At 64.7% G+C, this 18070-nt stretch carries 20 protein-coding genes, 1 tRNA gene and 1 pseudogene; 11 read left to right on the top strand and 11 right to left on the bottom strand.

What is annotated here, in order from left to right; genetic code table 11:
- Window positions 1-31: 31 nt before the first annotated feature.
- A tRNA-Ser gene (locus AABD04_RS02365) sits at window positions 32-119 on the top strand.
- A 219-nt stretch (window positions 120-338) separates the two neighbouring features.
- Here the strand turns inward: AABD04_RS02365 and AABD04_RS02360 are convergent.
- Together AABD04_RS02360 and AABD04_RS02355 are read right to left on the bottom strand one after the other, a co-directional pair.
- Window positions 339-1085: a 3-hydroxybutyrate dehydrogenase gene (locus AABD04_RS02360; protein WP_341440101.1), complete on the bottom strand. Its 747-nt coding sequence runs from the start codon at window positions 1083-1085 to the stop codon at window positions 339-341.
- Complete coding sequence (locus AABD04_RS02355) at window positions 1082-2497, bottom strand: MFS transporter (RefSeq protein ID WP_341440100.1); 1416 nt, start codon at window positions 2495-2497, stop codon at window positions 1082-1084. Before AABD04_RS02355 ends, AABD04_RS02360 begins: the two co-directional genes overlap by 4 nt.
- A 137-nt stretch (window positions 2498-2634) precedes the next feature.
- Here AABD04_RS02355 and AABD04_RS02350 point away from each other — a divergent pair, with 137 nt between their 5' ends.
- Both AABD04_RS02350 and AABD04_RS02345 read left to right on the top strand, forming a co-directional pair.
- Entirely contained in the window at window positions 2635-3543 is a 909-nt protein-coding gene (locus AABD04_RS02350; RefSeq protein ID WP_341440099.1) for a LysR family transcriptional regulator, read from the top strand.
- A 58-nt stretch (window positions 3544-3601) separates the two neighbouring features.
- Window positions 3602-4324 carry a mycothiol-dependent nitroreductase Rv2466c family protein gene (locus tag AABD04_RS02345; RefSeq protein WP_341440098.1) on the top strand — a complete coding sequence of 241 codons (723 nt, stop codon included), beginning with the start codon at window positions 3602-3604 and terminating at the stop codon, window positions 4322-4324.
- A 13-nt stretch (window positions 4325-4337) separates the two neighbouring features.
- Here AABD04_RS02345 and AABD04_RS02340 read toward each other — a convergent pair.
- The 4 genes and pseudogenes from AABD04_RS02340 to AABD04_RS02325 all read right to left on the bottom strand — a co-directional run bounded on the left by AABD04_RS02340 (window position 4338) and on the right by AABD04_RS02325 (window position 7300).
- A pseudogene (locus tag AABD04_RS02340) lies at window positions 4338-4954 on the bottom strand (dihydrofolate reductase family protein).
- 33 nt (window positions 4955-4987) lie between these two features.
- Complete coding sequence (locus AABD04_RS02335) at window positions 4988-5854, bottom strand: alpha/beta fold hydrolase (protein ID WP_341440097.1); 867 nt, start codon at window positions 5852-5854, stop codon at window positions 4988-4990.
- 37 nt (window positions 5855-5891) lie between these two features.
- Window positions 5892-6320 carry an NAD(+)--rifampin ADP-ribosyltransferase gene (arr, locus tag AABD04_RS02330; RefSeq protein WP_341442936.1) on the bottom strand — a complete coding sequence of 143 codons (429 nt, stop codon included), beginning with the start codon at window positions 6318-6320 and terminating at the stop codon, window positions 5892-5894.
- A 119-nt stretch (window positions 6321-6439) separates the two neighbouring features.
- Window positions 6440-7300: an NmrA family NAD(P)-binding protein gene (locus AABD04_RS02325; protein WP_032368624.1), complete on the bottom strand. Its 861-nt coding sequence runs from the start codon at window positions 7298-7300 to the stop codon at window positions 6440-6442.
- An 82-nt stretch (window positions 7301-7382) separates the two neighbouring features.
- Here AABD04_RS02325 and AABD04_RS02320 point away from each other — a divergent pair, with 82 nt between their 5' ends.
- Complete coding sequence (locus AABD04_RS02320) at window positions 7383-8096, top strand: TetR/AcrR family transcriptional regulator (RefSeq protein ID WP_032373951.1); 714 nt, start codon at window positions 7383-7385, stop codon at window positions 8094-8096.
- A 106-nt stretch (window positions 8097-8202) separates the two neighbouring features.
- Here the strand turns inward: AABD04_RS02320 and AABD04_RS02315 are convergent, their stop codons facing one another.
- Window positions 8203-8853: a class I SAM-dependent methyltransferase gene (locus AABD04_RS02315; protein WP_341440096.1), complete on the bottom strand. Its 651-nt coding sequence runs from the start codon at window positions 8851-8853 to the stop codon at window positions 8203-8205.
- A gap of 36 nt (window positions 8854-8889) precedes the next feature.
- Between AABD04_RS02315 and AABD04_RS02310 the strand changes: the two genes are divergently transcribed.
- Complete coding sequence (locus tag AABD04_RS02310) at window positions 8890-10353, top strand: dihydrolipoyl dehydrogenase family protein (RefSeq protein WP_341440095.1); 1464 nt, start codon at window positions 8890-8892, stop codon at window positions 10351-10353.
- Here AABD04_RS02310 and AABD04_RS02305 read toward each other — a convergent pair.
- Both AABD04_RS02305 and AABD04_RS02300 read right to left on the bottom strand, forming a co-directional pair.
- On the bottom strand, window positions 10325-10936 hold the full coding sequence (locus tag AABD04_RS02305) for a CDP-alcohol phosphatidyltransferase family protein (RefSeq protein WP_341440094.1): 612 nt from the start codon (window positions 10934-10936) through the stop codon (window positions 10325-10327). The genes AABD04_RS02310 and AABD04_RS02305 overlap by 29 nt on opposite strands.
- The gene (locus AABD04_RS02300) at window positions 10933-11601 is read right to left on the bottom strand and encodes a TVP38/TMEM64 family protein (RefSeq protein WP_341440093.1); all 669 of its coding nucleotides are present in this window, start codon (window positions 11599-11601) and stop codon (window positions 10933-10935) included. The genes AABD04_RS02305 and AABD04_RS02300 overlap by 4 nt, the downstream gene beginning before the upstream one ends.
- A gap of 168 nt (window positions 11602-11769) precedes the next feature.
- Here AABD04_RS02300 and AABD04_RS02295 point away from each other — a divergent pair, with 168 nt between their 5' ends.
- The 4 genes from AABD04_RS02295 to AABD04_RS02280 are packed head-to-tail and all read left to right on the top strand — an operon-like array spanning window position 11770 to window position 15630.
- Complete coding sequence (locus AABD04_RS02295; RefSeq protein ID WP_341440092.1) at window positions 11770-12981, top strand: ABC transporter substrate-binding protein; 1212 nt, start codon at window positions 11770-11772, stop codon at window positions 12979-12981.
- A complete protein-coding gene (locus AABD04_RS02290) occupies window positions 12978-13817 on the top strand; it encodes an ABC transporter permease (protein ID WP_341440091.1) in 840 nt (279 codons plus the stop codon). Before AABD04_RS02295 ends, AABD04_RS02290 begins: the two co-directional genes overlap by 4 nt.
- On the top strand, window positions 13814-14602 hold the full coding sequence (locus AABD04_RS02285; protein WP_341440090.1) for an ABC transporter permease: 789 nt from the start codon (window positions 13814-13816) through the stop codon (window positions 14600-14602). The genes AABD04_RS02290 and AABD04_RS02285 overlap by 4 nt, the downstream gene beginning before the upstream one ends.
- The gene (locus tag AABD04_RS02280) at window positions 14599-15630 is read left to right on the top strand and encodes an ABC transporter ATP-binding protein (RefSeq protein WP_341440089.1); all 1032 of its coding nucleotides are present in this window, start codon (window positions 14599-14601) and stop codon (window positions 15628-15630) included. Before AABD04_RS02285 ends, AABD04_RS02280 begins: the two co-directional genes overlap by 4 nt.
- A gap of 61 nt (window positions 15631-15691) precedes the next feature.
- Here the strand turns inward: AABD04_RS02280 and AABD04_RS02275 are convergent, their stop codons facing one another.
- A complete protein-coding gene (locus AABD04_RS02275; RefSeq protein ID WP_341440088.1) occupies window positions 15692-15916 on the bottom strand; it encodes a hypothetical protein in 225 nt (74 codons plus the stop codon).
- A gap of 125 nt (window positions 15917-16041) precedes the next feature.
- Window positions 16042-16503: a hypothetical protein gene (locus tag AABD04_RS02270; protein WP_423228202.1), complete on the bottom strand. Its 462-nt coding sequence runs from the start codon at window positions 16501-16503 to the stop codon at window positions 16042-16044.
- A gap of 135 nt (window positions 16504-16638) precedes the next feature.
- Between AABD04_RS02270 and AABD04_RS02265 the strand changes: the two genes are divergently transcribed.
- Both AABD04_RS02265 and gluQRS read left to right on the top strand, forming a co-directional pair.
- Window positions 16639-17040: a hypothetical protein gene (locus AABD04_RS02265; protein WP_341440086.1), complete on the top strand. Its 402-nt coding sequence runs from the start codon at window positions 16639-16641 to the stop codon at window positions 17038-17040.
- Between the two features lie 84 nt (window positions 17041-17124).
- A complete protein-coding gene (gluQRS, locus tag AABD04_RS02260; RefSeq protein ID WP_341440085.1) occupies window positions 17125-17985 on the top strand; it encodes a tRNA glutamyl-Q(34) synthetase GluQRS in 861 nt (286 codons plus the stop codon).
- Window positions 17986-18070 lie beyond the last annotated feature (85 nt).

Here is an 18070-nt window from a genome sequence, read left to right as displayed (position 1 = left end):
ATGGTGGGGGTAACCGGGTAAGCTCCCCCACGGAGGATTCGCCTAGTGGCCTATGGCGCTCGCCTGGAACGCGGGTTGGGTTAACGCCCTCAGGGGTTCAAATCCCCTATCCTCCGCCAGAGAAGCCCCCGTGACACGTCACGGGGGCTTCTTGCTGTTCGGGGGTGGTTCACCCGTTCGCCTTCGTTCGCGCCCACCCCGTTCGCGTCAATGGACCCTTGCACCGGTCAGACGTATGCAGCGGTCCATTCACGCAGTTCACGATTCCGCGTCGATGTCACATTGACGCGCCCAGACGTGTGCAGTGGACCATTGACGCGGAACGGGGTGAAGCGAACCTAACGAGCCGACCAACCACCATCCATGGTGTAGGACGCTCCTGTGACCATGCCTGCGTTCTCGGAGGTCAACCAACCCACCAGTGAGGCGACTTCGGCCGGTTCGACGAGTCGCTTGATGGCGGCCTCGGTCAGCAGGACCTTCTCCAGTACCTCGTTCTCGGGAATCCCGTGCGCCGTGGCTTGGTCGGCGATCTGCTTTTCGACCAGCGGTGTACGGACGTATCCCGGGTTGACGCAGTTGCTCGTCACACCGTGGGTGGCACCTTCGAGGGCCGTCACTTTCGACAGTCCTTCCAGTGCATGTTTCGCGGTGACGTACGCGACCTTGAATTCCGACGCCCGCAGTCCGTGCACCGACGACAGGTTGATGACCCGGCCGAACCGGCGGGCATACATCCCAGGGAGCGCCGCACGAATCAACAGAAACGGTGCTTCGACCATCAGCGTCTGAATGCGACGGAACGCACCGGGGTCGAAGTCGACGATCGGTGCCACCGTTTGGATACCCGCATTGTTGACGAGGATGTCGACGTCCAACCGGAGGTCGTCCAGCGCGGTGGTGTCGAGCAGATCCACCGACCAGACCTCACCGCCGATCTCCGACGCCAATTCCTTTGCGGCAACGTCGTTCACGTCGGCGACGGTGACGCGTGCACCGCGGCCGGCGAGCTCGCGGGCACACGCGGCCCCGATGCCGGACGCTCCCCCGGTGACGAGGGCGGAGCGTCCGGTCAGGTCGGTCACCGCTGTGCGTTCTGGTCGAGCAGGCCGGCCTTGGCCAGCTCGGCCTCGGTGGCCAGGTTCTTGGCGTCGGCGATGTCGATGCTTTCGAGTGCCAATCCCTTTGTCTCTCGTGCGATGACGACGGCGACCACGGTGATCGCGCAGGCCACGGCAAGGTACACCGCGATCGGGACGGACGAGCCGTAGACGTCGAGCAGCTTGACCGCGATGATCGGGGCCAGCGAGCCGGCGACGATCGAGGTGACCTGGTAGCCGAGGGACACACCGGAGTACCGCATCCGCGTCGGGAACATCTCGGCCATGATGGCCGGCTGCGTGGCGTACATGAAGGCGTGGAACATCAGGCCGATGATGATGGCCAGCATGATGACGACGTTGTGGCCGCTGTTCATCATCGGGAAGGCGAAGAAGCCCCACGTGGCCGCGGTGACGGCACCGGCGAAGTAGACCGGGCGACGACCGACCCGATCGGCGAGCTTGCCCACCAACGGAATTGTGCAGAAGTGGATCGCGTGGGCGATGAGCATCCACCACAGGATCGTGGAGGTGTCGGTGCCCACCTCGACCGAGAGGTACGTGATCGAGAAGGTGACGACGAGGTAGTACATGACGTTCTCACCGAAACGCAGACCCATCGCGGTGAAGACGCCGCGGGGGTAACGTTTGACGACCTCGAAGACGCCGTACGACGCGGCCTTGATGACCTCGGCCTGCTTGTGTGCCTCGAGGAAGATCGGGGCGTCGGAGACCTTGGTGCGGATGTAGTAGCCGACGAAGACGATGACGGCAGAGAGCCAGAACGCGACTCGCCAGCCCCAGCTGAGGAAGGCCTCGTCGGACAGGGTGGTCGTCAGCACCAGCAGCGCGACGGTGGCGAGCAGGTTGCCCGCGGGCACGCCTGCCTGCGGCCAACTGGCCCAGAATCCGCGGGACTTGTTCGGGCTGTGTTCTGCGACAAGGAGAACCGCACCGCCCCATTCGCCGCCGACGGCGAAGCCCTGGATGAATCGCAGGGTCACCAGCAGTGCCGGTGCCCAGTAGCCGATCGCCTCGAAGGTCGGTAGGCAGCCCATGAGGAACGTGGCTCCGCCGACGAGGACGAGGCTGAATTGCAGCAACTTCTTTCGGCCGTATTTGTCGCCGTAGTGGCCGAAGACGATGCCGCCCAACGGACGTGCGACGAAGCCGACGGCGTAGGTGACGAAGGCCGCGAGGATGGCGTCGAGCTCACTGGTTCCGGCGGCGAAGAAGATCTTGCTGAACACCAGCGTCGCGGCGGTTCCGTAGAGGAAGAACTCGTACCACTCGACGATGGTGCCCGCCATCGATGCCCCGACTACCTTCTTGAGGCCTGCGGGGGTGGCATCGGGGTCCGGTTCGGACCGTCCTGCCAGCGGCTGATCGACGCTCATTGACTCTCCTGTGTTACTCGGCACTTCGGTTTAATGTTTGTGACAGACCACACATCGGCGGGTTGCTCTGAGTATTGGTGCAGATCTTTGTCGACGCAAGAGCCATGAACGCAGGTCGGATCTGCAAAACTGCACACATGACGCTCGGTGGCGCGAAGATCCCCAGTGCAGACGACCTACTGGTGCTCCTCGCTGTGAGCCGAACCGGTCGCTACAGTTCCGCGGCCGACGACCTGGGCATCAACCACACGACCATTTCCCGACGCATCGCCGCGCTCGAGGACACGCTCGGCGGGCGAGTGCTGACCCGCGCCGGCGGAGGCTGGGAGCTCACGCAGCTGGGCCGCGGCGCATTGACCGCGGCCGAGGCCGTCGAGGACGCCTTGCGCACGTTGGTCTCGACCGACGCCGGTGCGTTGGAGGGTGTGGTGCGCATTTCGGCGACCGACGGCTTCAGTGCCTATATCGCGGCCCCGGCAGCCGCGCGAGTGCAGCGAACGCATCCTCGGGTGTCGGTGGAGATCGTCGCCGTCACCCGGCGTGCGTCTCAGCAGCGATCGGGTCTGGACATCGAGATCGTCGTCGGCCAACCGCAGGTGCACCGCGCCGAGGCGATCCGGCTCGGGGACTACCGCCTCGGCCTGTACGCATCCGAGGCCTATCTGAAAGAACACGGAACGCCACAGGTGCCGGCCGACCTCTCCGCACACCCGTTCATCTACTTCATCGACTCGATGCTGCACGTCGACGATCTCGACCTGGCCCCCAACTTCACCCCGACGATGCGCGAATCGGTGACCTCCACCAACGTCTTCGTCCACGTCGAGGCCACCCGCGCGTCCGCAGGTATCGGACTGCTGCCGTGCTTCATGGCCGACCGTCACTCCGACCTCCAACGAATCCTGCCCGACGCCATCGCGGTGAAACTGACCTACTGGCTCGTCACCCGGAGCGAAACACTGCGACGGCCGGAGGTCTCGGCGGTGGTGGACGCGATTCGCGCCGTGGTCGACGAGCAGCGCGCTGCTCTGCTGGGCGAGAACTGACATCGCTGCGGCGTATACCGTCGAGAACAAGGAACCGTCGTCAGAAGGAGCACCCCCCATGGCCGATATCGACTTCTATTTCGATCCGGTGTGCCCGTTCGCCTGGATGACCAGCAAATGGGTCCGCAAGGTCCAAGCACAGCGCGATTACAGCGTCGACTGGCGGTTCATCTCACTACGACTGCTCAATTCCCATATCGATTACGACTCGCACTTCCCACCCGAATACGAGGCCGGGCACACCGCAGGTCTGCGACTGTTGCGGGCGGCGGCCGCTGTTCGCCGTGAGCATGGGTCGGACGCTGTCGGGCCGCTGTATCAGGCCCTCGGAACGCACATCTTCGACACCGAGGCGGTGCCCGACGACGCTGCAAGTCACGGACATCGCGGCACCGCCGCATTCCTCGGGCCGATCCTCGAGGAAGTCGGGCTGCCCACCCATCACACTGCAGCACTCGATGATTCGACGATCGACGACGAGATCCGGGCCGAAACCGATCATGCGCTGTCGCTGACCGGTAAGGACGTCGGCACACCCATCATCGCCTTCGAGCCGCCGGACGGTGTCGCGTTCTTCGGTCCGGTGATCAGCAGGCTCCCCAGCGACGACGAGGCAGTGCCACTGTGGGACAACGTGATCGGACTCGCACGATTCCCTGGATTTGCCGAGATGAAGCGCAGCATGCGTGAGCTCCCCCAGCTGAAGGCGCTGGGCGTTCAGGAGGACGAAGCGGGCGTGCAGCAGGACTGGCACGCCGGTAGCCGACGACAGAAGAAGTGATGTGCTGGCCGGATCAGCCGCCTCGCAGGTCGTCCATGTCGCCGACGTCCGGAGTCCCGGCGTCGAGGCCGTATCGCAGGTAGACGGTGCCTTGCCTCCGACGGCTGGTGGCTCGATCAGCGTCAGGTTGCTGGGCACGGTGCCGTCGGCAAACACTCTCTTCCCGACTCCGAGAAGGATGGGGTGCACCCATAGATCGAGTCGATCGAAGAGCTTCTCGCGCAACAGGGTCTGCACCAGATCGAGACTTCCGACCACCTTGATGTTGTCGTGTCGATCTCGGATCTCACGCACCGCCCCGGCCAAGTCCGGTCCGAGTTGAGTCGAACCGTCCCACCGCAGATCGGGTGTGCCGCGCGAGGCCACGTATTTCGGGATGGTGTTGAACAACGTTGCGAACGAATCGTGTTGGTGCGGCCAGTACGCGGCGAAAATGTCGTAGGTACGCCGCCCGAGTAGGAGCGCATCCGTGCACTCGTATGCGGCGGCGACCTGTGCCCCCGAAACCTGGTCGAGCAAAGGAGCCTGCCAGCCGCCGTAGGGAAAATTCTCGGGGTCTTCCTCCGGGCTTCCGGGTGATTGCGCGACGAGGTCGAGGGTGGCAAAAAGCTCCAGCGTGATGAGGCCCATGATTGCTCCTGGTTCTGTAGGACGAAAGCTCGATCAGCCCAATACTTTCCGTAGTGTCTCGGCGAATTCGGTCGGCTTTCCCGTCTGACCGAATTCGCCGCCGAGGAAGCCCGAGTGGCCGCCGGGAAAGACAATCGGCTCCGATCCGAGGAACGCCGCAGTGGAATACGCTGCGCGAGCGGCGATGTGACCGTCCTCGGGACCGCCGGATTCCTCGCCGACTCCGATCACAACCGTGGTGGGAGCAGCACGCATTGCATCGACGTCGGGTGCGAAATCGACGCCGCCGCCGCGCATGTTGGACATCAGGGCGTCGTCGCGGGTTCCGTCGTCCTCGGCCGAGAGGCCGAACTGCGCCGGGTCCGGTGTCGGGCGATCGAAGAACGTGTTGTCGATGGGTCCTGCGTGCATGAGCAACGCCATGAACTGGGCCATGGCCGGACCGCGGCCGTGAGCATCGTATGCGGCCACCATGTTTGCGCACACGGTCGCGATGTTCTCGCGATCCGGCAAGGTGCCTCCGGCGGGTGGTTCGTGGGCCACCAACGTCCGGACATCGGACGGGTATCTGCTGACGAGTACCAGCGCATTGACCGCACCCCCGCTCGAGGCGAACACATCCACAGGCCCATGGCCGACGGCGGTGAGCACTGCGTGCAGGTCGTCGGCATGTTGGTCGAAGGTGACCGCGGCAGTCGGGTCGTCTCGTCGACTGCGTCCCACGTTTCTCGGGTCGTACGTGACGACCACGCGGTCGCGGAAATGCGATGCCAACGTCCCGAATCCGCTCGCATCCATCGGTGAGCCGATGAGCACCAAGGGAGAAACCCCGGGTTCGAGTTCGCCGACCACGTCGTACGTCAGGGTCGCACCGGGAACGGAAACTGTGTGTGTCGTCATGCTGGGGTGGACCTCGGTACGAGCGAAAACTCACCGGCTAGTCGTAGAGAACCGCCGTTCCCGTCTGCCTCAACTTCTCCAGACCTTCACGAAACCGGCTCAGGTATTCAGGCGAATGCCCGACCCAATCGGTCATCTCCTCGACGACGCGCACCGGTTCTGCGCTGCGATAGGAGTGCGTCGGATTGCCGGGGAACTTCTTGTCCGTCACGTTCGGATCGTCCTCGACACTGCCGGTCGGCTGCACGATGTAGACCCGAGGAGGCCCCTCGCCGACGGCCATCTCGGCCGCGAGCACGGCACCGTCCAGCACCTTGGTCATGTAGATGTAGTTCGAGATGTGCTCGGGACGGTAATTCGAGCGATAGCCGGGAGACAAGTAATCGCCGGCCTTCAGATCGGCCTTCGTGCCATGAAAGTAGGCACCGGACTCGTGCACCCGAAATCGCTCCGGTGTATCCGCCATGTCTGCCATAGAAATTCCTCCGTGTCGGTAGCCGGAAGAGTGTGCACCACCGACTGGGTCTTGCCGCAAGCCCCCAACTCAGCGATAAACTGAAGGCAACGGCGGCGGGCACGGCTATGTCACGTCGCGCGTTCACTCGACACGAGAAAGTCACGCGTAGTTCGTGGTTCGCGACCGAGCAGTTCGCCCAACAGCGGGTCGGTACCGGCGAATCGGCCGTCGTGGGCGGCGAGAAAGATGCCAAGGGTGAAGCGAGCCATGAACTCGTTCGCACCTGCAGCCACGCGATCGGCGACCCACTGCTCCTCACCCACGATCGATACCTCGATCTTTCGACCCACGACTGTCGACGCGATGGCCGCTACCTCGGTCATTGTCGGAGCATCGCGGGCCGTCAACACCGTGGGGCCCTCGTATGCGCCATCCGACGTGAGTATCGCGGCGGCAGCTTCCGCCGAATCCGCTCTGTCGGTCCACGAAACAGGGCCGTCCACGGGTATGGATACAACGCCGGTCTCGCGCCAATCGCCCATGACGAAATCGAGGCTGTGTGCGTAGAAGCCGTTGCGTAACGACGTCCACGCCACACCGCTGTCGGCCAACATCTGCTCGGTCGCAGCATGATCGCGCGCAGGCTTGAACGGACTGTCGAGCCCCGCGCCCTGGTGACTCGTATAGAGAATGCGCCCGGCACCGGCGGCGACCGCCGCGTCGATCGCGTTGCGATGCAACGCTGTCGCGTCGGCCCCGGGATCGCTGGACGAGACGAGCAACACCTGGTCTGCCCCGTCGAACGCCGTCGTCAGCGAGTCCGAATCGTCATAATCGCCTCGACGCACCTGCACGCCACGATCCGCAAAGCGCTGCGCCCGAGCCACATCGCGAACCGCGACGGCGATCTCCGAGGGGTGGACGAGTTCGAGTAGATGGTCGACGGTGGCACCGTTCAACGCCCCGGTAGCTCCGGTGATGACGATCATGACGACCTCCTGTTATCAATGGAATTATATAAAAGCTAACACCGGAAACACAGCGATAGCAACAGTGCGTTATCGTCGATACGTGAAGGATTCGTCGACGAGCACCAGAGACAGCACACGTCGACGAATCGTCGATGCCGCAGCTCGGCTTCTGCAGGAAAACGGCCCGGGGGCGGTGACCACTCGCGGCGTCGCCGAGTCGGCCGGGGTTCAGGCACCGGCCATCTACCGATTGTTCGGGGATAAGAATGGTCTGCTCGACGCCGTCGCCGAACATGTCATGGCCACCTACGTGTCCACGAAGTCCGAGATCGCAGACAATGAGCTCGCCGAGAATGGTGACCCCGTGGAGGATCTGAGAACCGGATGGCGCGCACAGATCGAGTTCGGGATCGCCAACCCAACCTTGTTCGCTCTACTCAGCGACCCTGCTCGAGTGCCCGATTCTCCCGCGGTCCGGGAGGGAGAAGCCGTTCTCGCGGCACGGATTCGCCGGATAGCCCGCACCGGCCGACTTCGGGTCACCGAGCAGCGCGCGGTGGAGCTCATTCATGCCGCGGGTACGGGTGCTGTCCTGACCATCCTCGGCACACAGCACGATCGCCGAGACGTCGGACTCGCCGACGAGCTGTTCGATGCAGTCATGCGCCACATCGTCGTCGACACACCTCGGTATCCCGAAAGCTCTGCGCACGGTGCAGCGATTGCCTTGCGCGCCTCAATTTCCGACATCGACGTACTGAGCGATTCGGAGCGGCAGTTGTTGGCCGAGTGGCTCGATCGGATATCCGGGTGACGATGCACCCGATGCGCGGACGCTGGTGGTATGGCCGCACTAATTGACTCGATCGCCGTTCGACGAGGCAGACCTCGCGCGACGACGAGCCGTTCGACGCCACCGTTCATGAATTCGGCTCTGCGGGGCGGGCACCGACAGTCCCGATGCGAATCTGGATATGACCTCCGCGGACATCGCGGGCCGAAAGATCCTGCAGCAGTGGCGCCATCGCCGTCCATGGATGCGCCTCGATGTCCGCCCCTCCGAGTCGACACGCAAGCTTCGCGAGCGGCGTCCACGCTGCGGCTCGTCCGACGGGCCGCTGCATGTCGACGACGGCCACGACGCCGCCCACTCGCGTAGCCGAGGTCATCGATTCGAGCGCCGCCTGCCATGGCGTCATCAATGACAGCGCGTAGGTGCTCAACGCCGCATCGAACGGGACCTGCTCCCCCAGATCAGCGGACGTCAGGGCGGTGGCGTCGGCGGGGATCAATGTGACATTCATCCATCCCGCGCGGGCAGCTCGAAGTCGGGCCTGTTCGAGCATCTGCGGGCTGGCGTCGATTCCGGTGATCGAGCCGGTCGGGCCGATCATCCGCTGCAACCCGGCGAAGTTCAGCCCCGTCCCGCAGCCGAGGTCCAGAACATGGCTCCCCACAGGCAGATTCATCAGCTCAAAAGCCGCGTCCCGTCCGGCTCGATACACCGGCCATTCGGCGGAGATCACGTCGTAAAGGCGCGCCGAGAAGGTGTACTTGGTCGGTCGTCTCATCTCGGGTCTCTCCAAGGCGCGGGCATAGTGGGAGGTATGGGAATTCGTCGTTCGTCTTCGAGTGTGCCCGAGAGCCGCGCCGACGTGGTCGTGGTGGGCGGCGGTACCGCCGGCATCGTGGCAGCGAAGACCGCGGCCGGCTTCGGCGTTCGCGTCGTGTTGATCGAACGGGACCGCACCGGCGGCGACTGCCTCTGGACCGGATGCGTGCCGTCGAAGGCCCTTCTCGCGGCGGCCTCGGTGGCACAGACGGTTCGAACCGCGTCCCGGTTCGGCATCGTCACCCAGCCACCGCGCGTGGATTTCGCGCGCGTGATGCAGCACGTGCATAGTTCGATCGCCGAGATCGCGCCGATCGATTCGCCGGAGGCCCTGACCGAGGCCGGAGTCCGTGTGATCCACGGCGACGCAGTCTTCACCGGTCCGAACACCGTTTCCGTCGGTACGCAGATACTGCATTTCGGTCAGGCGATCGTGACCACCGGCGCGCATCCCACGGTGCCGGCGATCGACGGCATCGAGCACGTGGACTACCTGACCAGCGACACCCTGTGGGATCTGAAGGACTTACCGCAGCGGCTGCTGATCGTCGGGGCCGGGTCGGTGGGTTGCGAAATGGCGCAGGCATTTTCGCGCCTCGGGTCGGACGTGACCCTCGTCGGACGGTCGGCCACGATCCTGCCCCGCGAGGACGCGTCGGCGACCTCGATTCTGACGCAGGCCCTGTCCGACGAGGGTGTGCGGGTGCTGACCTCCACCGCCGTCGTGCGCATCGACGACGGTTCGGCCACCACCGACACGGGTGTCGAGATCGAGTTCGATCGGGTACTTGTCGCCACCGGACGGACTCCGCGGACCGCGTCCCTCGGGTTGGATTTGGCCGGTGTGGAATTGGACGACAACGGATTCGTTCAGGTCGACGAGCATCTGCGCACCACCAATCCCCGTATCTGGGCGGCCGGAGATCTCACCGGTCACCCTCAGTTCACCCACACTGCCGGTGTGCACGGCAGCCTGGCTGCGAGCAACGCGACACTGGGCCTGAACCGAAAAGTGAGTACGACGGGGACGCCGCGGGTGACGTTCACCGATCCCGAGATCGCCTCGGCGGGAATCGATGTGCGGACCGCTCGCAGTCGCGGTTTACGGCTGCAGATTCTCGACCACCACCACGTCGACCGCGCCGTCACCGAGAGGACTACGAACGGTTCGACGACGCTGGTGCTCGACGGCAAGCGTCGCATCGTCGGTGCCTGCGTGGTGGGACCACGTGCGGGCGAGACGATCGGGGAGCTGATCATCGCCATCGAGCAGGGGCTACGCACCCGCGACCTCGCCGGGGCCACGCACCCGTATCCGACGTACAACGACGGGCCGTGGAACGCTGCGATCGCGGACGTCAAGGCGCAGTTGGGTTCTCCGGTGATTTCGCGAGCAGTTGGGGCCTTGGCCAAAGGTCGGAGCCTGTGGATCAGGAGAGGGCGCGATACCCGGCGATGATCCGCTGGGTGGAGCTCACCGCGACCACCACCGCCCAGACCACCGCGATCTGCCACGAGATTCCCGGCAACAGCAACCAGAGACTGTGCACCGCAATGGTTTCGGCACCCTCGGCCAACCCTCCGAGGAACGACAGCGAGCGGCCGTCGTCGATGGTGCGACCGGTGCGCTCGGCAATCGAGGAGAACGCGAGGAACGCCGTGCCGTTGATGTAGTACGCCAACAACACCAGCAAAAACGGCCACCACGGGGCGTCGTACGCGGCAGACGCACCCACCGCGACGCCCACTACCGTGGTGCCGTAGACCACGAAGTCGGCGGTGATGTCGAAAAATCCGCCGGCACCGGCTGTATTGGAACGCCGACGCGCCAGCGGCCCATCCACACCGTCGGCGATCCGGGAGACGATCCACAACGCCAATGCGAGCAGCCAGAACTGCAAGCCCGCCGCCAGCGCACTACCCAGGCCCAGCACCAGTCCGGCGGCGGTGATGCGGTCCGGGGTGATCATGGGTCGGTCGAGAGCGCGGGCACAGCGATCGAGCGGGCCTTCGAGGTGGCGTCGCAGATAGTTGTCGATCACTCGGCTGCACCGGTGAGTCCCAGGCGGCGTGCCAACAGGGCCGACCCGGCCGCGATCGCCAGCACCGCGAGCAGTGCGATGGCGAACGGCCACGACAGCGGCGACGTTCCGTACGCACCGAGCGCGGTGTAGGCGACGGTCGCGGGCACGATCCCGATCATGGTGCCCACCACGTAGTCACGTTGCCCCACCGCGCTGACTCCGGCCGCGTAGTTGACCAAGGAGAACGGCAGCGGCACCAGTCGCACGAGCAACACCGACAGCAATCCCCGTCGTCCGAGCATGGCGTCGAGCCGGCGGAGCCTGTCCCACTCCGTGCGGGCCACCTGCCCGCGTCCCAGCGCCCGCGCTCCCCAGTACCCGAGATACGCCCCCATCGTGGCGGCGAACACCACGACGGCTGCGCCCACCGCCAATCCGAACAGCAGTCCCGACGCAATGGTCAACGTGCTGGCGGGGAACGGAGTGGCCGACAGAACGGCATAGAGCACGACGAACAGCGCGATGCCCCAGGGCCCGGCCGACGCCACTCGGTCACGGATGAACGACGGATCGGGTAGGTCGACGGTGCCGAGCACGACCATCAGAGCGATGACGACCACGGCAGCCGCGAGCAATTTCAGGGTGGTGCCTCGGCGACTACGCGTCGGGCGGTCCTGCGTCACGGTGTGTACCTCTCGTCCGGCGGTCAGGATCCATTGTGCACACGACCGGTGTGCCCGCGTGTTCAGCGGTTGTCTCATTCGACCGATTACGGTGGTGAGGGCAGCGTCGACGACGCCTGTTTCGGTTGATCTGGAGGGCCCACGGTGATTCGTTCAGTACGGTGCGCAGTGACGATTGCGGCGAGCGCAGGGCTGCTGCTCACGGCCTGCGCGGCACCATCATCGGAGGCTCCGCGCGCCGAGGACTTGTCCTGGAGCGAGATCCAGGAGCAGGCACAGGGGCAGACCGTCTCGCTGTGGATGTACGGCGGCGACGAGCAGGGCAATGCCTACGTCGACGACGTGCTCACTCCCGCTGCCGCCGAAGAAGGCGTCACGCTGCGCCGGGTGCCGGTGGAATCGACCACCGACGCCGTCAACCGCATCCTCTCCGAGCGGCAGGCCGGGGTCACCGACGGCGAAGTGGATCTGGTGTGGGTCAACGGCGCGAACTTCGGCACCGGTAAGCAAGCCGGGGCGTGGCTGTGCGGCTGGACGCAGAATCTGCCGAACATGGAATTCACCGATCCCGAGGATCCGCTACTGCTCGACGACTTCGGAACCCCGGTCGAGAACTGCGAATCACCCTGGCACAAAGCTCAATTCACCCTGGTCTACAACGCGGCAGCCATCGAAGATCCACCGACGACATTCGACGGGGTGCTCGACTGGGCCAAGGCCAACCCGGGCCGCTTCACCTACCCCGCTCCCCCGGACTTCACCGGCTCGGTGTTCGTGCGTGAGGCGTTGATCAATGCCTCCGGCGGTGTCGACGAGGTCCCCGCTCAGTTCGATCAGGACTCTTACGATCGCCTGGCCCCGGCTTTGTTCGATCAGTTGAACGAGCTCGCCCCGTCACTGTGGCGCGAGGGAACGACGTATCCGCAGTCCTCCTCCGAGCTCGACGCCCTCTACGCCGGTGGCCAGGTCGACATGACGATGACGTACGGCCCCGCGACCCTCCCGAAACTCGTCGCCGACGGCACCTTCCCCCCGGAGACCCGCGTCCTGACTCTCGACGAGGGAACCGTCGGGAATGCGAGTTTCCTTGCCATTCCGTCGACGTCGGGGAAGTCCGCCGCGGCGCAGGTGGTTGCCAATCTTGCGTTGTCGCCCGAGCAGCAACTCGCGAAGGCGACGCCGGACGTGTGGGGGCAGTTCACTGTGCTCGATATCGACCGATTGCCCGATGACGCCCGAGCGCAGTTCGAGGCGTTGCCGAGTTCGACGGTTCTGCCCTCCTACGAGGAGCTGTCGGAAAACGCGCATCCCGAACTCTCGGCGGACTGGGTGACCCCGCTCGACGAGGGTTGGCGTCGAAGCGTGCTCGCCGGTCAGTGAGCGCGTCCACGAAGAGCTTTCGCGGCACGGCTGCGGTGCTGCCAGCCGTCGTGCTGGTCGTTCTCGTCGTCGGCGGCGGTCTCGGCACCGTGGTGCTGCAGAGCCTGGGTCTGATGCCGTTGGTCGGAACCCCCGAACTATCGGTCGACGCGTACTCCGCGCTGGGCGGTGATCTATGGCGGTCGGTGGTGCTGACGCTGTCGATTGCCATCGCCTCGACGGCGTTGGCTGCGGTGATCGGGTTGGCCGCGGCGCTCACGGCCTTGTCGGGTGGACGCGCCGCGTTGGTCGCTGCTGGGGTGACCGTCACGGTGCCGCACCTGATCGGCGCGGCGGCGATGGCGCTGTTGCTGGCAGATTCAGGGATGCTGCCCCGCATTCTCGGATTGACCGACGGTGGCTGGCCGGAGTTGGTCGGTGGGAAGTGGTGGATCGCCGTCGTCGCCGAATACGCCTGGAAGGAATCGGCTTTCGTGGCCGTCGTCGTGGCCGGGACGCTCGCCACCCGCGTAGCTGCATTCGACGAGACGGCCGCGACCTTGGGTGCCGGCCGGTGGGCTCGGCTCCGTTTGGTCACGCTGCCGTTGGCACGGCCCGCACTGATCGCATCGGCGGCCATCGCATTCGCCTACACCGTCGGCTCGTACGAGGTGGCCCGCATTCTGGGGCGACCGTATCCGGAACCGTTGTCGGTGATGGCAATTCGACTGTTCACCTCGATCGACCTCGAGACGCGTCCGCAGGCAGCCGCTGCCGCGACGATCGCTACCGCTCTGACGGTGGTCGTGGCCGCGGTGGCACTGCACTATCTGCGCAGATCGGCGGCGTGGAAATGAACAAGGTGGAAGTGACCCGGGTCTTTCCGGCATTGGGCCGGGCCGTGTTAGTCCTGTGGTTCCTGCTGCCGCTGATTCCGGTTGTCTTGTGGGCCATCAGCAATCGCTGGTCGTTTCCCGGTTCGGTTCCTCAGGAGTGGGGATTCGACGGCGTTCGGAGTGCTCTCGACGCGGGTGGCGTCGATGCGTTCGTTCGCTCGACCCTGCTCGCTCTCGCCGTCGCCGCCATCGCAACACCGTTGGGCGCGTTGGCCGCCCGCGCACTCGTGAACGGTACTGTGCGCTTCCCCGCTGTGGTGGCCGGCGTTCTCTTCGCTCCGCTGGCCCTGCCCCCGTTTGCTGTGGCATTGGGACTCGACGTCCTGGTGCTGCGCTCACGTATTCCGAGCACGGTGGCGGTGATCGCATTGCTGACCGTTGCGGCCATTCCGTATACGACGTATCTGATGCGAGTGGCGTTCGGCGCGTACGACATCGGCTACGAGGAGGAGGCTCGCACCCTCGGTGCGTCGAGTGCCACGGTGCTGCGGCGGATTCGCATTCCACTGTTGGCTCCGGCCTTGGCGGGTGCGGCACTGCTCGCGTTCCTCGTGGCGTGGAGCGACTACGTGATCACCTTGTTGATCGGCGGAGGCAGACTGGTCACCGTGCCCATTCTCGTCGCCTCGTTCGCTGCCGGGACCGGTAACGATTCGGTGGTGGCTGCGCTGTCGGTCGCTGCCGTCGTGCCGCCGTTGTTGTTGGTGCTCATGCTCGCTCGGCTGCGCCGTAGGAGTGCACGATGAGCGTCGAGCTGTCCGTGCACGGACTCACGAAAGTGCATGCCGGTCAATCGGTTGCGGCTCTGGATTCGTTGGATCTCACCGTGTCACCGGGATCCTGCACGGCAATACTCGGACCATCGGGCTCGGGCAAGAGCACTGCGCTACGGCTCATCGCGGGTCTGGATTCGCCCACCGCCGGCACGGTCCATATCGACGGCCACGAGGTGAACGGCGTTGCGGCCGAGAACCGCGGCGTCGGGATGGTGTTCCAACGTCCGATGTTGTTCCCACACATGAGCGTGCTGGACAACATCGGCTTTGCCTACCGCGCTGCCGGGGAGAGTCGTAAGCGGTCGCGCGAACGCGCCCGCGAGTATCTCGACCTGGTGCATCTCGGCGACATCGGTGATCGAGCGGTCTCCGAGGTCTCGGGTGGACAGGCCCAACGGGTGGCGTTGGCGCGTTCACTCGCCGGTTCACCGCGAGTGTTGTTGTTGGACGAGCCCTTCAGTGCGCTCGACCCGGTGTTGCGCACCGAGATGCACGACCTGGTGCGCGAATTGCGTTCGACGTTGGATCAGACGCTGTTGCTCGTCACCCACGATCAGCAGGAAGCGGCGGTGCTGGCCGATTCGGTGGCGGTGCTGATCGACGGTCGATTGGAGCATCACTCCGATATCGCAACGGCGTACACGCGACCGAGCACATTGGCGGTGTCGCGACTGATGGGTGGAATGAACGAAATCGAGGGGCAGTGGGACGGGGTTGGGGTGCATCGCTCCGAGCTCGGGGAGTTGGAGGTCGAGGGTCTGGATCTGCCGTCAGGGCCGGCCGTGTTGCTGCTGCGGCAAGAGCTGATCACTGTGGATGACAACGGGATTCGCGGAGTTGTTTCGGACTTGAGGCCTACCGGATTCCGCAGCATCGCCGACGTGACGGTGGGCTCGCAGACCGTGAAGGTGGAGTTGGCGGCGGGATCTTCGGTGCGGGTCGGGGATGCAGTGGGGTTGGACATTCCGGGTGGGGCGCGGTTTGTTGTCAAGGGCTGATTGTCCGACAGATGATGTGCGGCGATTCTCGACGCAGTACTGCGAGAGCTGAGCGTCAACATCACTCGGTCGGTTTGGGATGCCTGGTGCTAGCGAATTTGAGCCACAGCGTGTGGTGTTCGGTGTCGACCAAGTACCAGACCCGTCCACCGGCGGTGACTTCGTACTGCCATTGCTCCATCTCGATGCCGTTGTGGACCCCGACCGCGAGCTTGCCCTTCAAGCGGTGATGTCGTGTGGTCGACTCGCCTTTCGCGGTACGACGACGCATCTCCTCGTATGCCACCAGCGTATTGGACGGTGCTTGTCGGCACAGCTCGTCCCAACCTTTAGCTGCTTCGCTGGTAGCAAATCGAAGTTCCCAGAGCTCACCTGCAGCAGGCGGCGCAACTCGATCGCCCCTCTTGGGACTCACAGCTGCGGTACCGGAACAGTCCCACCATCTCCCGAGGAAGGTGCCGACAGAATCCGGGCCAGTTCTGGATCGGCATACACCTCCGCCGTGTGGCGCCACGTTTCGATTGCGTGGGCCGCCGGAGCCGGATTGTCCAACGACGAGCCCACCCTCAGCGAACCCATCAGCTCGTCGACGAACTCGGCGGTTTCCTCATCGGACAGGTAGCTCACCCACGGGAACGCGGCTGCAACGGCTGTGCGAACAAGAGCTCGGTCCCCCGAGTGCAGAAGAGCATCGACCATTGCAGTGGCCGCCACGAGCACCTTCCGCTCCTGGTCTGCGCGAGCTGCCGTCATCAACACCAGATCTTCGTCATCACGCCTGGTCACACGGAGCGGTCGAGCCCCCGACTGCTGCCACGCCGACAGTGTCGCTTTTCCCTTGTTCTGGATATCCGAGAACGGCACCTCACCCACAGACATACTTACAAAGTACTTTCAAAGTCACTCTTCGGCAATATCGACAGCCGGAATCTTTCGACCCCTCCTGGAACCGACCGGCCCGGCCCTGCGTCCAAGCCCGCACACGTTCGCGAGTGGTGGATGAGGTCGATGCGCAGAGCAACACTATGGCTACCGGCAGCAGTTGCGCTGACACTCGTCTCGGGATGCGCGAACACGACCGAGGCCAACACGGCCGCCGGCCCGACATCGACGGCAGCCACCACCACCAGCCCACCGACACCTTGGGACCTGTGCACCATTCCCGACGCCGCCATCGAACGTGCTGGGTTGATCACCGACACCAAAGAATCCGGGGTATTCGGTCGCGATCAGAACGGCTTCACAATCTGCGGATGGGAAGGTCCCTCGAACGAGAGCAGATACTTCTTTGCGATATTCGCCGGCTTCGCAAGAATCGACTTCATCGACGATCCGGGCTATTTCGACGAGACAGCAGACACGGACGCGCAGACCTCGGCGAACATCACCGCGCTGGCCCCCGGACGCTGAACGCACATCCGACATCAACTCCACCGATCCCTCGCCCCCAACACCGGAACCGCGTCGACCGGAGTCGAAAACTAGGATTACCCCATGCCCGCCGGACGCTTTGCACCCAGTCCCTCTGGCGATCTCCATCTCGGGAATCTCCGCACAGGACTACTGGCCTGGCTCTTCGCCCGCTCCACCGAACGACGGTTCGTGATGCGCGTCGAAGACCTCGATCGCGTGAAACCCGGCTCCGAGCAACGTCAACTCGACGACCTTGCGGCAATCGGCATCGACTGGGACGGGCCCATCATGCGGCAATCCGAGCGTCGGGAAATCTACGACGCCACAATTCGCACGCTCACCGCCGCCGGGCTGACGTACGAATGCTTCTGCACGCGTCGGGAAATCCAACAGGCTGCATCCGCACCCCACGCCCCCGACGGCGCCTATCCCGGCACCTGTCGAAATCTGACCGCAGACCAGAGAGCAGCGAAGGACCGCCCACCTGCCATTCGATTACGTTCGCAGACAACCGAATTCACCATCGTCGATCAGCTGCACGGCCTCTACCGAGGCCAGGTGGACGACTTCGTACTCCGCCGATCCGACGGTGTGCCCGCCTACAACCTTGCCGTCGTCGTCGACGATGGCGCACTTGGCGTCGACCAGATCGTGCGCGGCGACGACCTGCTCACCTCCGCGCCTCGGCAGGGCTACCTCGCTCAACTTCTCGGCCTCACCCCCGCCACCTACGTCCACGTGCCCCTCGCACTCAACGTCGAGGGCAAGCGTCTGGCCAAGCGGGACGGCGCTGTGACGCTGCGCGAGCGGCCCGACGCGTGGTCGCTCATCACCACCTCGCTCGGCGTGCCGAATGCGAAGAACGCCGAGGAACTGCTCGAACAGTGGAAGCCGACGCTGGTACCACGCGAACCATGGGTGTTCGACCCCGCGAATACCTGACCTACCGACCGATCGAGATCACGTTGCAACGCGACAGGACCCAACTGCGCACGAATCGGACGTACAGTAGCCGCGACAACTCTTC

Source organism: Rhodococcoides navarretei, from assembly GCF_038069675.1.
Classification (GTDB): Bacteria; Actinomycetota; Actinomycetes; order Mycobacteriales; family Mycobacteriaceae; genus Rhodococcoides; species Rhodococcoides navarretei.
The sequence above is the reverse complement of the archived record's forward strand: the minus strand, read 5'-3'. Positions and strand labels throughout refer to the sequence as shown.

Coding starts and splice junctions, on each gene's coding strand:
- AABD04_RS02355 (WP_341440100.1), bottom strand. CDS start 2,497: ATGAGCGTCGATCAGCCGCTGGCAGGACGGTCCGAACCGGACCCCGAT.
- AABD04_RS02350 (WP_341440099.1), top strand. CDS start 2,635: ATGACGCTCGGTGGCGCGAAGATCCCCAGTGCAGACGACCTACTGGTG.
- AABD04_RS02345 (WP_341440098.1), top strand. CDS start 3,602: ATGGCCGATATCGACTTCTATTTCGATCCGGTGTGCCCGTTCGCCTGG.
- AABD04_RS02335 (WP_341440097.1), bottom strand. CDS start 5,854: ATGACGACACACACAGTTTCCGTTCCCGGTGCGACCCTGACGTACGAC.
- arr (WP_341442936.1), bottom strand. CDS start 6,320: ATGGCGGATACACCGGAGCGATTTCGGGTGCACGAGTCCGGTGCCTAC.
- AABD04_RS02325 (WP_032368624.1), bottom strand. CDS start 7,300: ATGATCGTCATCACCGGAGCTACCGGGGCGTTGAACGGTGCCACCGTC.
- AABD04_RS02315 (WP_341440096.1), bottom strand. CDS start 8,853: ATGAGACGACCGACCAAGTACACCTTCTCGGCGCGCCTTTACGACGTG.
- AABD04_RS02310 (WP_341440095.1), top strand. CDS start 8,890: ATGGGAATTCGTCGTTCGTCTTCGAGTGTGCCCGAGAGCCGCGCCGAC.
- AABD04_RS02285 (WP_341440090.1), top strand. CDS start 13,814: ATGAACAAGGTGGAAGTGACCCGGGTCTTTCCGGCATTGGGCCGGGCC.
- AABD04_RS02280 (WP_341440089.1), top strand. CDS start 14,599: ATGAGCGTCGAGCTGTCCGTGCACGGACTCACGAAAGTGCATGCCGGT.
- AABD04_RS02265 (WP_341440086.1), top strand. CDS start 16,639: ATGCGCAGAGCAACACTATGGCTACCGGCAGCAGTTGCGCTGACACTC.
- gluQRS (WP_341440085.1), top strand. CDS start 17,125: ATGCCCGCCGGACGCTTTGCACCCAGTCCCTCTGGCGATCTCCATCTC.